Source organism: Corynebacterium sp. 11A, assembly GCF_008930935.1.
GTDB lineage: Bacteria > Actinomycetota > Actinomycetes > Mycobacteriales > Mycobacteriaceae > Corynebacterium > Corynebacterium megadyptis.
On record NZ_PQMR01000012.1, the window covers coordinates 25,764 to 40,017 of the forward strand.

Consider the following 14,254-nt stretch of genomic DNA (forward strand, 5'->3'; position numbering starts at 1 on the left):
TAGGTATCTGCGCGGCTAGGGCGCGCCACCGCCCTAGCCGCTAGACCTAGGAGGTGCGGGAGCGACTGCTGAACAGAGCGATTCCGCCGACCACAACGATCACCGCCACACCGACCAGAATCCACCACACGGTGTGCGTATTCGAGGAGGTGGCGTCGTACTGCGCCTGTTTATCCCATTGCGGGCTGAGATCGATGACACCTGGATCCGTGTCGAGCTCGAGGGCATTGGCGGCCACGTAGAAAATATCTGTTTGATCCAACTGCCCCACCACGTTCTGTGCGCCGGGGCCAGAGGCGGCTACCTGAATCTGCGCCCCGGTGTGGGTCTGACCGCCGAGCGCCACATCATCCTCATTGGAGGGCGCGGTGGCGTAGTTCATCGTCATCTCCACTCCTGGGGTGGTGCCGGCCAGAGTGATGGTGCGGCCAGCTGTGATCGCCCCCGGGTTGGTGATCTGGGAGGTGTGGGCATGATCGGTGGTGGAGATGATCAAGGTGGGCTCGCCGGTGGTCTCTACCCATTCGCGGACTGCGGCGAGGGTGGCGTCGTAGTCGCTGAATTCACCGAACTGGCCGCAGGCATCAGCGTCGTGGCCGGCCTTGTCCACCGAGGCGGCTTCAACCTGCAGCAAGAAGCCGGCGTCGTTACGCAATAAATCCAAAGCCGTGGTGGTCATCTGCTCCAGCGATGGGATCTCCGGGCCGCGCTCGCTATTGGCACTGCACTGCTGGGCGGGGGCGATGGCGCCGTCTTCGGTGGGGATCGATTGGGCATAGTGTCGCGGCAGATTGCCAGGTGCGAACAGACCCAGCACCGGGCTGCCGGTATGAGCGTCGCTGAGCCGCTGCATCTCCTCGGTGGTGCTGACAATCTGATAGCCCTGAGCTTCGGCGTTCTCGAGCACACTCTTACCTTCGGTCCAGTCGTTGCCCGCCCACATTCCGCCGCGTTGCACAATCTGCTCGAAGGCTTCGCGGCCGCCGCCAAGAGTCACATCGGCGCGCAGATCCACGATCTGCTCCGAGATCGACCCGAGTCCGCCATTCTCTCGATACTGCGAGTCCATGTCTGGGCCTTGACATTTCTCATTGTTCTTCTCCTTCTCCGGCCCATAGCACTTGCGGTTCAAGGCGTGAGTGGCGAAGGCTGCTGGGGTGGCATCTTGGACCTCAGCGGTGGTGACATTGCCGATTTTCATGCCCTTGGCTTTGGCCAGCTCCGCCATGGTGGGCACCGGCACGCCGGTGACATCCACGCCCACCGCGCCGTTATAGGTTTTGATCCCCGAATTCCACGCCGAGCCAGAGGCCGCGGAGTCGGTAACGAGATCCGGTTGGCCGGTGGTGCGGGAGAGCGCATAGGTGGTAGCACTGCCGGTGAAGTCGAAGTTGTCATAGCCAGGCAGCCGTCCCGAGGGGCCCACGAGATAGTTACGGGCCGAGGTGATCTCAGAATTACCGGTGCCATCAGAAATCATCAGCACCACATTCTTTGCCTTATCCGTAGACAGCCCGTGCCCCTGCTTGCCATACTGCGCGCAGTCTCCCGGCTGGGGCGCGCCGCCATCGGCGGTGACGAGATAGCACGTCTCGCGTACATCATCGCGTGCCTCGGCAGACTTCTTCAGGTCGATGCTCTGGAACGGAGAGGACTCAGCCACCTCCCAATCGCCGAGGCGCAGCGCATTGGCCATCACATAAAACATGTCTGTTTGGTCGATCGTGCCGATCACATTCTCTGCTCCTGGACCGAAAGCAGCCACGCGCAGCTCGGCACCATTGTGCTGGGTGGAGAATTTCTCCTCCCCTTCGATCACCTCTGCGGGCAGCGTGCCATAGCCGACGGCTTGGCCCACTCCATCGTTGGTGGCCAAGCGGGTCGCCGGGCTGACCGACTCTGCGCTATCGGGAATGATCTGCGCCGAGTGGGCGTGATCGGCAGCCAGCAATACCAGGGTGTTGCCATCGGCGCGGGCAAAGTCGAGGGCTTCTTGGATAGCCTCGTCGATGCGCTCGACCTCACCAATCATTCCGCACGCATCGGCGGCGTGATTGCGCTTATCAATGCTGGCGGATTCCACCTGCAGAAAAAAGCCGCTCTCGGCCTCAGGATCGTCCAGCAGCCGCAGGGCCGTGGAGGTCATCTCGGCCAACTCGGGCTCACTACCGATGTCATTGGCGCTACAGGTCTCGGGCGGCTTCTGCGCCCCACCGACGGTGGCCGTCGAGGGGGCGAAACGGGTGGTGAGATTGCCGTCGTTGAACAACCCCAGCACCGGCTCCTCCTGTGAGGCCCGCTCTACAGCGGCCAACTCCTCGGCAGTGGTGACGACGGTGTAGCCGGCGTCGGTGGCGTTATCAAGCACGCTGCGGCCTTCCTGCCAGGTCATCGTGCTATCCAGATAGGGGGTGCGCGCCGGGCCACCCTCCTGCACGATCTCGCGGAAGGATTCCATGCCGCCGCCGAGGGTGATATCGGCGCGGGTTTCCACCAGCTGCTCCGAAATGGATCCCAATCCGCCATTGTTGCGATACTGCGCCGAGTACTCGCCTCCCTGGCAGCGTTGGTGCTTGTCCTCTTCCGGCCCGTAGCACTTGCGCCCCACCGCATGCGCCGCGAGCGCCGCTGGGGTGGCATCCTGGATTTCCGAGGTGGTGACATTGCCCGTGCGCATGCCCGCTTTTTTGGCCATTTCGACGATATTCGGCACCGGCTCGCCCTCAAGGTCCACGCCGATGGCGCCGTTATAAGTTTTAGTGCCGCTCGTCCACGCAGTGGCGGAGGCGGCCGAGTCTGTGACGAGGTTGAAGCTGCCGTCGCGGTCAATGGAGTGATGGGTGTAGGTGCCGGTAGCGGGCAGGTTATCGATGCCCCCGAACCGTCCGCCCGCGCCCTTGAGATAATTCCGGGCTGCGGTAGTGGTTTGTTGATCCATGCCATCGCCCACGATGAGGATCACGTTGCGGGCGGTCTCCGCACTCCGGCCCGGCCCCGCGGTGCCGAAGCGAGCGCAGTCGCCTGACCCAGGAGCGCGGACAGTGCCGTCGTCAGTGATGGCGATGCAGTCGCCGCCGTCGCTGGGTGGGGTGGGTGTTGCTGTGTCCTCGGCATGGCCGAGCGGGGCTAGTCCGAATCCGGTGAGTGCTGCGATGAGCAGGCCCGATGCGCACAATCGGGGCACTCGAGTCGATATCGCCATGATGCTGTTGTATCCCTTTTAGCTATCCACGTCGGGAGCCAACTCGCCGTCGCTACTCTAGGAAACCGCAGCGGGCACTGAGATGGCTCGGGCATAGTCGATGCCTCAAGGGATCACTCTAAAAAGAGAGCGTGACACGGCCCGTACCGTGACGCTACACACATGTGAATACTCGGTGACGAATAAGAAACTTGTTAGTTTCGGATAGCTATCACGAATCGATGGCTGCCATTAAGATCGTCGAGCACCTCGGCGGGGCTGAAGGCTCCACACCGATCAAGGGCGGCCCGCACTAACTGTGAGGTGGCATCATCATGTTCGATCCCCACTGCTCCACCGGGGCGAAGCAGCCGCGCCAGCACGGGAATCATCGGCTCGATCACGCTCATCCCGTCCGCACCAGCGAATACTGCCGCATGAGGATCGGCGGCCACCTCTGGCTCGACGACGCTGCCCTCCGGCACGTACGGCGGGTTCGTCACTATCAGATCCACCTGGCCATCCAGCGCCCTAAGCAGCTGCGGATCGGTAGCGTCACCCGCGAGCACCTCGAGGTTCGGGTACTGCGCGGCGTTCTGCGTAGTATATTCCCGCGCCCGCGCACTCAGCTCCACCGCGCTCACCCGCGCCTGCGGCACAGCCGCGGCAATCCAGCAGGCCAGCGCGCCCGAACCGGTGCACAGATCCACCACGCGAGGCGCGGCTATCCCCGCGTGCATCATGTCCTCTAGGCGCTGCACGGCCCATTCGGCGAGTACCTCGGTTTCGGGGCGCGGAATGAATACCCCGGGCCCCACGGCAAGGTCGAGGGGGCCGAAGGCGGCGCTGCCGAGAATGTGCTGGAGCGGCTCCCTGGCGGTGCGGCGAGAAAGGAGTTCCTCGAAGTCTGTGGGTCGGGGAAGAACGTCACCGTGATGAAAAAACAGGCGGGAGCGGTCGATGCCGAGGTGGTGGGCGAGCAGCGAGGAGGCGTCGTGAAGCGCAGAAGAGCAACCGCTCGCGGCGAGACGAGCGGTTGCTTTCTGTAGTGCTTGACGGACCGTGAGGTCGGTCACGTTAGTTCTCCGCCTCCAAGCGCGCGGCGCGTTCGGCCGCCTGGAGCGCGGTGAAGAGATCATCGAGCTGACCATCCAGCACCGAATCAAGGTTATTGGCCTTGTAGTTGATGCGGTGATCAGAGATGCGGTTTTCCGGCCAATTGTAGGTGCGGACACGCTCCGAGCGGTCCATGGTGCGCACCTGATTAGCGCGGCCCTCGGCGGCCTCCGCCTCGGCTTCTTCCTCGCGCATCTGCTGCAGACGAGCGGCCAGCACCTGCATGGCGCGGGCACGGTTCTGGATCTGCGAGCGCTCCTTCTGGCAGGTCACCACCACTCCTGTGGGCAGGTGGGTGATGCGCACGGCCGAGTCGGTGGTATTCACGCCCTGGCCGCCCTTACCGGAGGAACGATAGACATCCACGCGGATGTCCTTTTCGTCGATCTCCACATCCTCGACCTCATCGGGCTCGGGGTAGACGAGCACACCGGCCGCGGAGGTCTGGATACGGCCCTGCGATTCGGTGACGGGCACCCGCTGCACGCGGTGCACCCCGCCCTCGAACTTGAACACGCTCCACGCACCATCGCGGGAGGGCTGCTTTGAGCGGATCGAGAGGGTGATGTCCTTGACGCCACCCAGATCGGACTCGGCGAGATCCAGCACCTCGGTGGAAAAGCCATTCTTATCGGCGAACTTCTGGTACATGCGCACCAGCTCACCGGCGAAGAGCGCGGCTTCTTCGCCACCGGCACCGGACTTCACTTCCATCACGATGTCATCGCCATCGTGGGGATCGCGCGGGGCCAGCAGATCGGCGAGCTGCTCCTCGAGTTCGATGGCGCGCTGCCCCAGCCGCTCGGCCTCCTCCGCGAAGTCGTGATCCTCATAGGCCATTTCCTTCGCGGCTTCGTGGTCCTCGCGGGTGGACTTCAGTTCCTTATACACCTTCACGATCGGGCCGAGCTCCGAGTAGCGCTTTGCGACGCGGCGCGCGGCCTTTTGATCGTTATGGAGTTCAGGATCAGCCATCTGCTGCTCCAAGCCGTGATATTCGGCCAGGATGTCATCAACTGCTGAAACTTGGCTCATCTTAGGAGTATTCCTCCTCCTGGTCGGCCGCCATCGGCGCGGAGGATGCCACCTGCACCATGAACTCGCCGTTGTTCTTGGTCTTCTTCAGCTGCTTGATCAGCAGGTCAATGGCCTGCTGATTGTCCAGCGCAGACAGGATACGGCGGAGCTTGTGCATGATGCGGGCCTCTTCCGGGGCGAGCAGCAGCTCATCCTTACGGGTGCCGGAGGGATTGACATCCACGGCCGGGAATACGCGGCGCTCAGAGATCTTGCGATCCAGCTTCAGCTCGGCGTTGCCGGTGCCCTTGAACTCCTCGAAAATCACGGTATCGCCGGCAGAGCCGGTCTCCACCATGGCCGTGGCGATAATGGTGAGACTGCCGCCGTTTTCGATATTGCGGGCAGCACCGAGGAAACGCTTCGGCGGGTAGAGAGCATTGGAGTCCACACCACCGGAGAGGATGCGGCCCGAGGCTGGGGAGGAATTATTGTAGGCGCGGCCCAGACGAGTGATGGAGTCCAGCAACACCACCACGTCCTCGCCCTGCTCCACCAGGCGCTTGGCGCGCTCGATGGCAAGCTCGGCGACGGCGGTGTGCTCGCTCGGCGGGCGGTCGAAGGTCGAGGCAATAACCTCGCCCTTGACGCTGCGCTGCATGTCCGTGACTTCCTCGGGGCGCTCGTCCACCAGCACCACCATCAGGTAGCACTCCGGGTTATTGGTGGCGATAGCGTTCGCAATGTTCTGCAGAATCGTCGTCTTACCAGCCTTCGGCGGGGAGACGATCAGTGCGCGCTGTCCCTTACCAATGGGCATGATCAGATCGATCACACGGGTGGTGAGGATCCGCTGCTCCGTTTCCAACCGCAGACGCTGGTTCGGATACAGCGGGGTGAGCTTGGAGAAGTCTGGGCGCTGCCGGGCCTCGTCCACACTCATGCCGTTGACGGTATCCACGCGGACCAGCGGGTTGTACTTCTGGCGGCGGTTATTGCCGCGGTTATTCCCGCCGACCTTGGCCTGGCCGGTAATGGCGTCGCCGCGACGCAGCCCGTTTTTACGAATCATGTTCTGATTGACAAAAACGTCCTGGGTTCCGGCCTGGTAGCCGGTGGTACGCACGAAGGCAACGTTGTTATCCACGATGTCTAGGATGCCGCCTACCGGCTGCAGCTGGTCATCATTGCGGTTGTCATTATCATCCTGGCCGTCGTTGCCGCGATCGTTATTGCGATCATTGTTGCGGTCATTATTACGGCCACGGCGGTTGTTGCGATCACGACGATTGCGGCGACCGCCCCTGTCATTGCGGTCCCGGCGATTGCGGCGGTTACCGCCCTGGTCGTCGTTGTTATCGCTGTCATCCCGACCGGAATCATCGCCATCGCGGTTATCGCGGTTTTTGTTCCTGCCGCGGTTGTCGCGATCACGGTTGTCGCGGTTATCACGGTTGCGGTTGTCGCGGTCGCGACGATCACGATTGTCGTTGGAGGAGTTGTCCTCGGAGTCACCGCGCTCATTATCGTCCTCGCCGCGGTCATTATCGCGACGCTCGCGCTGGATCTGGCGCTGCTTATGGCGGCGGGCACGGCGGGCTGCGGAGCGAGATTCGTAGTACACCGGCTCGTCGTCAGTCTCGGAAGACTGGGAGGAGGACTCGGCGGCCTTTTCCGGCTTCTCGTTCTTGTCGCCCTTATCGGAGTTCTTCTCGGCCTTCTTCTCATCGGCAGCGTCGTGCTGCTCGGGGGTGTGGGCCTTGGTAGTAGCGCGACGACGTCGCGAACGTGGCGAGTGATCCTCTGCCTCAGCGGAGGAATCGGAGGCATCCTTCTTCGCCGCAGCGCGCTGAGAGCCCTGTCCCCCGTTGCCTCCGGCCGCGCCGTTCTGGGCGGCCTTAATGGCGTCAACGAGCTCAACTTTGCGCTTACCGGAGAGACCACGCAGACCCAAGTCGCGGGCCATCGCGCGGAGTTCCGGCAGCCGCAGGGAGTTCAGGTCCTTAGCGGAAGTGTCCTTGTCGGTCACAGAGTTCCTTTCATCGCTTTTCTTCATCCCCCGTGATCGCCGCGGCTGTGCAGGAAACACGCCGTATGCAGCGGATACGAACACCTGCCCTAATCGGTAGGGCACGGATGGGCATTCGAGGTTAAAAGCTACTGTGGAGTTTGATATGGGGACTACCTGTGGATCATGATTACCCAGCGGTGAAATGTCGGCAGATAGTCTATACGCGTGGCGTAAACGCGAGGCGTCACGGAGTGCAGGCTCACGGCCGTCGACGCAACGTCGATAAGCAGTGGCGGTCAGCCGCCTCCTACAAGGGCGATCAAACAATGTGATGTGAGCCGCACCACACGCACCGCAGTCTGCAGTTAGCCACCGCGAAGTGGCAAAGAGTGTGCGGGGAGTGTGCGACGTCTAAAGCCTCGTTGACGCCTGTGTTCGCACCAAGAGCGTAGAGCACGATCCTCAATCATTCTTAAGTTGCGTGCTACTGACTCTCGATCATAACAGAGCTGTAACTCTCCTGCGAAGAGGCATCGCCCGCATTGTGCCATGTGGGGTTGGGCCCGCAATCAGACACAAGAGTGTCGCGGCAAGCAGTTAAGCTAGACCGTATGCGCAGCACCATGCACGATATTCCCCTGTCCTTGGCGCGAATCCTCACCTACGGCTCCACCGTGTTCGGCGACACCACAGTGACCACGTGGACCACTCATGGCCCCGAGACCACGACCTTCGCGGACATCGGTTCCCGTGCCGCCGCATTCGCTCATGCCCTGCGCGATGAGCTGGGTATCGATGGCGACCAGCGCGTGAGTACCTTCATGTTTAACTGCGCCGAGCATCTCGAGGTGCTCTTCGCCACCTCCTGCATGGGGGCGGTATTTGCGCCGCTGAACAAGCAGCTGATGCACGATCAGATTCGTCACATTATTAATCACGCCGAGTCGCGGGTGATCGTCGCCGATCCTTCTCTCGCCGCGCCGCTGGGCTCTATTCTGCGCGGCTGCCCCACCGTGAGCGCGGTGGTGTTTATCGGGCTTGAGGAGCACGAGCGGCTGCGCACGCTCATTCCCGAGCATCTGCCCGTGTACTCCTATGAGGCGCTGCTCGATGGGCGCCCGGCGCACTATGACTGGCCGGAATTGGATGAGACCACGGCCGCGGCCATGTGCTATTCCACCGGCACCACGGGCGCTCCGAAGGGCGTGGCGTATTCGCACCGTTCCCTTTATATCCAGACCCTGGAGTTGCGCTCCACCGATGCGATGGCAATTGCCCACGGCGTGCCCTTTTTATGCTGCGTGCCGATCTATCACGTGTTGAGCTGGGGTGTGCCCGTCACGGCCTTTATGTCTGGCACCCCGCTGATCCTGCCCGGCTCCGATGTCTCGGCCCCGCGGCTGGCGGAGATTATCGAGACCTGCCACCCGCGCATGGCGCATGGGGTGCCCACCCTGTGGATTTCCCTCATGGTGCATTATCTCTCCCACCCGCCGCAGCGCATGAGCCTCACCGAGCTATTCGTTGGCGGCTCCCCCGTGCCGCCGGTGCTGATCCAGCTGTGGGAGGAGCGCTATGGCGTGGATGTGGTGCACGTGTGGGGCATGACGGAAACCTCCACGGTCGGCACGGTCTCGCGCCCGCCGGTGGGCGCCTCCGGCGAGCGGCGCTGGCTCTATCGCACCTCCCAGGGGCGTTTCTCGCCCTCGGTGGAGTTCCGAGTGGTCAACGATGGCGCTATCCAGTCCTCCACGGACCGCAACCAGGGCGAGATTCAGGTGCGCGGCAATTATGTGACCGAGCGCTACTATGACTCCCCCACCGAGCACGGCGAAAACCCGGCCTCGGTCTTTCGCGGCGAACCAGTGGATCATGCCGCAGAACAATTCACCGAGGATGGCTGGTTGAAGACGGGCGATGTGGGCTCGGTGACCAAGGATGGCTTCCTCACCATCGAGGACCGTGCCCGGGATGTGATCCGCTCCGGTGGCGAGTGGATTTACTCGGTGCAGCTGGAAAACATGGTGATGGAACACAACGATGTCGTCGAGGCCGCAGTGATCGGCTACCCCGACGATAAGTGGGGCGAGCGCCCCCTCTCGGTGACGGTGCTGCACCCGGGAGTAGATCCCACTCGGGCGACGGCGGAGCGGCTGCGCGATAGCCTGCGCGAGCGCCTGCCCCGCTGGATGCTGCCCGAGTATTGGACCTTTGTCGAACGCATCGACAAGACCAGCGTGGATAAGTTCGACAAGAAGGATCTGCGCATGCACCTGCGCGATGGAGACTATTCGGTGATCAAGCTGATCGGACCCGGCGCCTCCACCCCGCAGGACAGTACGCAGCGCACAGACAGCCCGGCGGATCGCGGGGCCAACGAGGGGCAAGATCCCGCAGCGCAGCAGTAGGTCCAGCGGGAACCGCACGTGGGCGCCGCATAAAACCCGAGGGGCGTGGTGGCATCACAGTCGGGGTATCTATACTCTTGTCTGCACCATGAACAATGACGCTGCCCCTCATTCCCTTCAGCGCGAGGCCGCATCCGAACCAACCACCCTGCTCTTAGAGGATAGGTTCGGCCGCACGGCCCGCGATCTGCGTGTGTCGTTGACCGATAAATGCAATTTGCGTTGCACCTATTGCATGCCGGCCGAGGGGCTGAAGTGGCTAGCTCAGGAAAAGACGCTCACCGATGAGGAGCTGTGTCGTCTCCTGCGCATCGCGGTGGAACGCCTCGGCATTCGTCAGCTCCGCTTCACCGGCGGCGAACCCCTGCTCCGCCGCTCCCTTCCTGACATCATTGCCTTCGCCACCAGCTTGCGCACCGACGAAGGCCGCGCCCCGCTCACCGCGTTGACCAGCAATGGACTCGGCTTGGATAAAAGGGCCGCCGAGCTTGTCGACGCTGGCCTGAATCGCGTGAATATCTCCTTGGATTCGCTCGACCGCCACCGCTATCACACCCTGTCGCGGCGCGACCGGCTCGATGACGTGCTGGCCTCCATCGACACCGCGCTCAAGGTCGGGCTCACTCCGGTCAAGATCAATACCGTGGTGATGCCTAACTCGAACGAAGGCGATATTCTGCCTCTCGCCCACTTTGCGGTGCGCACCGGTGCTCAGCTGCGCTTTATCGAGCAGATGCCCCTCGGCCCGCCCGAGAAATGGGACCGCAACATCATGATCACCGCCCAGGACATCGTGGACACCCTCGCCGAAGACTTTGAGCTCACCGCATCCTCCACACCCCGCGGTTCCTCCCCAGCCCAGCTGTGGCATGCTGTAGAGCGCCAGCACCCGCACCACTCTGGGGAGATCGGTGTGATTGCCGCGGTGACGCGTCCCTTCTGTGGCGACTGCGATCGCTCGCGACTGACCGCCGATGGCTTCATGCGCAATTGCTTATTCTCCCGCAGCGAAACTGACTTGCGTACGCTGCTGCGCTCGGGGGCGAGTGATGAAGAGATCATGGCCGCCTGGGCCGCGGGCATGGCGGAGAAAAAAGCCGGTCACGGGATTGATGATCACAGCTTCATCCAGCCCCAGCGCCTCATGTCCGAAATCGGCGGCTAAAGATAGGCCGCCGCCCTGACCCAAATCGTGTGATTGTCTCAGAGGAGAACCCGCCCGTGATGTCTGATGTGAATCTTCATGTTCGTTTCTTCGCCGCCGCTGCGGATGCGGTGGGCCGCGAGCACATTACCCTGCACCTGCCGGCGGAGTCGGCGGTGTCCGATGCGCTGGCCGCGCTGCACCGCCGTTTCCCCACCGCAGCGCCGGTACTTGCCAACTGTGCGGTGTTCATCGACGACCACCTCGAGGCGGATGAATCCCGCCAGCTGGCGACCGTAGAGAGCATGGATCTCCTGCCGCCTTTCGCCGGCGGCTAAATTACTGCCGCCGCTGGATAAGGCTTAAGCGCAGTTCGACCACTCATAGCTGCCATCGGCGAAATACTGTTTCTTCCACACCGGTAGACGCAGCTTGACGGCGTCGACAAGCGCCGCGATGGCGGCAAAAGAGTCCTGACGGTGCGAAGAGGATACTGCCGCGGCGAGCGCCACGTCTCCGATGCGCAGAGAACCGGTGCGATGAAAAACGGCCAGCGCGTGCAGATCGAAGCGCTCGGCGATGTCGTCTGCCACCTCGGCGATGATGCGTGAGGCCGCCGGATGCGCGGAGTATTCGAGCGCGCTCACGCTATGGCCGTGATCGTGATTGCGCACCCGCCCATCGAAGGTGACCACCGCACCCGCCTCGGGGCGTGCGACCGAAGCATGAAGCTCGGCCATATCGATCGGCTCGGTGCACATTCCGGAACTGGTGACGGCCAAGGGGCATCCTTTCTACGCTGCGGCTGACTCCGCTGCTCATCGCTACTCGCTAGACTTGCCCACTATGCCACAGATTCGCAATGTCGACGATCACCTGCGCGCCGTCGTCGAACTCGGCCAGCGCTACCTCAACGCCACTGATACTTCCACCGAGATGTGTGCGACGGAACACTGTCGCGGCCGAGTGCTCGCCACAGACCTTCCCGCCCGTTATCCCATCCCGGTGTTTCATAATTCGGCGATGGACGGCTTCCTGGTGCATCACGCAGATCTCACCGACGGCACCACCACCCTGCCGGTGGTCGCGGACGTGCCCGCCGGCAGTGCCCCGCACACCCCGCGCTCGGGCGAAGCGGTACGCATCATGACCGGCGCCCCCATCGATTTCAGTGGCCCGCCCGCAGACTCCCCGCTGGCCGTAGTGCCGGTGGAGGCCTCGGATATGCCCATCGGGCGCAGCGACTGCCCCGCCGAGGTGCGCCTGAACGGCACAGCCGCTCCTGGCCAGCATATCCGTGCCGCTGGGGAAGATGTCAGCGTCGGACAACTCGTACTCACCGCAGGCACGGTGCTCGATGCCGGCGCGATCGCGACGGCAATCTCCATCGGCTACGCCGAGCTCAGCGTCTACCGCCTGCCCACCGTGGCAGTACTGTCTACCGGCGATGAGCTTCGCGGCCCCGGCGAGGAACTCGGGGCGGGCCACATCCCCGATTCCAATGGGCCAATGCTGGCAGCACTGGTTGCCGCTCTCGGCGCCGAATGCATCCGCGTTCACAGCAGCTCCGATTCCCCTGCGGAGTTCGAAGACACCCTGCGGTCGCTGAGCGAGCGCGCCGATCTGATCATCACCTCCGGCGGAGTATCGGCAGGCTCCTTCGACGTGGTCAAGGAGGTACTCAGCCGCCACGGAGTATGGTTCGGCCCCATCGCCCAACAACCCGGCAAGCCGCAGGGCCTCGGCATGATCCACGACACCCTCATCACCTGCCTGCCGGGCAACCCGGTGAGTGTCTACGCGTCCTTCCACCTCTACGTAGCTCCGCTCATTCGGCTACTACGCAGCAGAGCGAGCACCCCGGATCACTGGGATCTTCCCATCATTCACGCCACCGCTGGTGGGCACTTCCCCAGCGATTCTCGGCGCGCCCGTTTCGTGCCCGTGTGTCTTGAGCGCGAGGGCTCCATTACCGATGCGACGGTGCGGGCGGTACCCGCCCATGATCGCGGCCTCGGCTCACATCTCATTAGCTCGCTCGCGATCGCCGATGGGCTGGCGATCGTGCCACCTAGGGCAGGCGATATCACCGACGGTGCAGCTGTGTCGGTGCTCAGCACCCGGCTCTAAAGGGCGGTGCGCCGGCTGCTGAGCACCGGCTAGTACGATTCGGGCGCGCGCCACCGTACTTTTATCCACGACTTACGTATTTTCCAAGGACGTTTCATGAGCAAAGATCTGACTTTCACCCACCTCAACGAGGCGGGCACCGCCTACATGGTGGATGTGACCGCCAAGAACCCCACCGTGCGCGAAGCTACCGCGTATGGCGAGGTGGCGTGTTCCCCCGAGGTGATGAGTGCGCTGAGCGATAACCGCGTCCCGAAGGGCGATGTGCTCGCCGTGGCCCGCATCGCCGGGATCTCGGCGGCAAAGAAAGTGCCCGAGCTTCTCCCACTGGCCCACACCATCGGCGTGCATGGCTGCTCGGTGGAACTGGAATTGCAGGACGATCACGTGGCCATTACCGCCACGGTGCGCACCGCTGATCGCACCGGTGTGGAGATGGAAGCACTCACGGCGGTCTCGGTGGCGGCACTCGCCGTGATCGACATGGTTAAGGGCGTGGATCGTTCTGCCTATATTCGACGCAGCGCGATCATCTCCAAGTCAGGTGGGCGCTCCGGCGACTGGTCCCGCGAGATCCCCCAATGAGCACCCAGCTCGATGTGATCCTGCTGGCCGGGGGCCGCGGCAGTCGCATGGGTGGCCGCGATAAAGCCACCGTCGAGGTGGCGGGCCGCCGGCTGATCGATCACTGCCTCGCCACCATCGAGGCGAGCACCACACCCACGGCCATCTGCGTGGTCACTACCCGCCCGGTGGAGCTGCCGGAGACTGTTCTGCGCGCCACCGAACGTCCCACCTTCGCTGGACCTGTCGCCGCCATCGCCGCAGGTGTGCAGCAGCTGAGGGTGGATCGCACGCCGAGTCCCACCACGCTTATTCTCGCGGTGGACGCGCCCCACTCTGCCCAGCTCTATCCGCAGCTGGCCGCGGCACTCGCGGCACCTGTGGCCGGTGGCGAGGATGTGGCAGAGCAGGCAGACGCGCCCCACAGCGCGGACACAGCGGGCGGCGATGTCGCTCTGGTGCGTAGTAGCGATGGCCACCGCCAGCCTTTGTGCGCTTTGTGGCGCACCGCGGCATTAGAGCAGGCGGTGGCGGCACTAGAGGAATGCGCTGGGGCTGCCGTATCGGCGTTAATGAAGAATCAGCGCATCATTACTGTGACGGGCGATGGCTCCGAACGTGACTATGACACGCTCGCCGCGTTGGCGGAGTTTCCGCCGGCGACCGGCCAGCGGCACGGCTAG

The 14,254-nt window shown here is 63.2% G+C and carries 11 protein-coding genes; 6 read left to right on the forward strand and 5 right to left on the reverse strand.

What is annotated here, in order from left to right:
• Positions 1 to 46: 46 nt before the first annotated feature.
• The 4 genes from GBB18_RS08855 to rho all read right to left on the reverse strand — a co-directional run bounded on the left by GBB18_RS08855 (position 47) and on the right by rho (position 7,343).
• Positions 47 to 3,184 carry an alkaline phosphatase gene (locus GBB18_RS08855; RefSeq protein WP_225990271.1) on the reverse strand — a complete coding sequence of 1,046 codons (3,138 nt, stop codon included), beginning with the start codon at positions 3,182 to 3,184 and terminating at the stop codon, positions 47 to 49.
• A gap of 212 nt (positions 3,185 to 3,396) precedes the next feature.
• Positions 3,397 to 4,257 (reverse strand): peptide chain release factor N(5)-glutamine methyltransferase, encoded by an 861-nt coding sequence (gene prmC, locus GBB18_RS08860; protein WP_151641432.1) that lies wholly within the window; start codon positions 4,255 to 4,257, stop codon positions 3,397 to 3,399.
• 1 nt (position 4,258) lies between these two features.
• Entirely contained in the window at positions 4,259 to 5,332 is a 1,074-nt protein-coding gene (gene prfA, locus GBB18_RS08865; RefSeq protein WP_151529950.1) for a peptide chain release factor 1, read from the reverse strand.
• Between the two features lies 1 nt (position 5,333).
• Entirely contained in the window at positions 5,334 to 7,343 is a 2,010-nt protein-coding gene (gene rho / locus GBB18_RS08870; protein WP_151641433.1) for a transcription termination factor Rho, read from the reverse strand.
• Positions 7,344 to 7,936: 593 nt separating this feature from the next.
• Between rho and GBB18_RS08875 the strand changes: the two genes are divergently transcribed.
• From GBB18_RS08875 to GBB18_RS08885, 3 genes are all read left to right on the forward strand, one after another.
• The gene (locus GBB18_RS08875) at positions 7,937 to 9,733 is read left to right on the forward strand and encodes a long-chain fatty-acid--CoA ligase (protein WP_151641434.1); all 1,797 of its coding nucleotides are present in this window, start codon (positions 7,937 to 7,939) and stop codon (positions 9,731 to 9,733) included.
• An 88-nt stretch (positions 9,734 to 9,821) separates the two neighbouring features.
• Entirely contained in the window at positions 9,822 to 10,898 is a 1,077-nt protein-coding gene (gene moaA / locus GBB18_RS08880) for a GTP 3',8-cyclase MoaA (protein WP_151549066.1), read from the forward strand.
• A 59-nt stretch (positions 10,899 to 10,957) separates the two neighbouring features.
• A complete protein-coding gene (locus GBB18_RS08885) occupies positions 10,958 to 11,215 on the forward strand; it encodes a MoaD/ThiS family protein (RefSeq protein WP_151641435.1) in 258 nt (85 codons plus the stop codon).
• Between the two features lie 24 nt (positions 11,216 to 11,239).
• On the opposite strand, the gene GBB18_RS08890 is transcribed toward GBB18_RS08885, so the two are convergent.
• Positions 11,240 to 11,659, reverse strand: coding sequence for a molybdenum cofactor biosynthesis protein MoaE (locus GBB18_RS08890; protein WP_370513270.1), 420 nt, complete (start codon positions 11,657 to 11,659; stop codon positions 11,240 to 11,242).
• Positions 11,660 to 11,723: 64 nt separating this feature from the next.
• Here GBB18_RS08890 and glp point away from each other — a divergent pair, with 64 nt between their 5' ends.
• The 3 genes from glp to GBB18_RS08905 all read left to right on the forward strand — a co-directional run bounded on the left by glp (position 11,724) and on the right by GBB18_RS08905 (position 14,254).
• Positions 11,724 to 13,007 carry a gephyrin-like molybdotransferase Glp gene (gene glp, locus GBB18_RS08895; RefSeq protein WP_151641436.1) on the forward strand — a complete coding sequence of 428 codons (1,284 nt, stop codon included), beginning with the start codon at positions 11,724 to 11,726 and terminating at the stop codon, positions 13,005 to 13,007.
• A gap of 108 nt (positions 13,008 to 13,115) precedes the next feature.
• A complete protein-coding gene (gene moaC, locus GBB18_RS08900; RefSeq protein WP_151549354.1) occupies positions 13,116 to 13,592 on the forward strand; it encodes a cyclic pyranopterin monophosphate synthase MoaC in 477 nt (158 codons plus the stop codon).
• Positions 13,589 to 14,254: a molybdenum cofactor guanylyltransferase gene (locus GBB18_RS08905; protein ID WP_225990272.1), complete on the forward strand. Its 666-nt coding sequence runs from the start codon at positions 13,589 to 13,591 to the stop codon at positions 14,252 to 14,254. Before moaC ends, GBB18_RS08905 begins: the two co-directional genes overlap by 4 nt.

What these genes read in the sequence shown, in the direction of transcription:
- prfA (WP_151529950.1), bottom strand. Translation starts at nt 5,332, where the DNA reads ATGAGCCAAGTTTCAGCAGTTGATGACATCCTGGCCGAATATCACGGC.
- GBB18_RS08875 (WP_151641434.1), top strand. Translation starts at nt 7,937, where the DNA reads ATGCGCAGCACCATGCACGATATTCCCCTGTCCTTGGCGCGAATCCTC.
- moaA (WP_151549066.1), top strand. Translation starts at nt 9,822, where the DNA reads ATGAACAATGACGCTGCCCCTCATTCCCTTCAGCGCGAGGCCGCATCC.
- GBB18_RS08885 (WP_151641435.1), top strand. Translation starts at nt 10,958, where the DNA reads ATGTCTGATGTGAATCTTCATGTTCGTTTCTTCGCCGCCGCTGCGGAT.
- glp (WP_151641436.1), top strand. Translation starts at nt 11,724, where the DNA reads ATGCCACAGATTCGCAATGTCGACGATCACCTGCGCGCCGTCGTCGAA.
- GBB18_RS08905 (WP_225990272.1), top strand. Translation starts at nt 13,589, where the DNA reads ATGAGCACCCAGCTCGATGTGATCCTGCTGGCCGGGGGCCGCGGCAGT.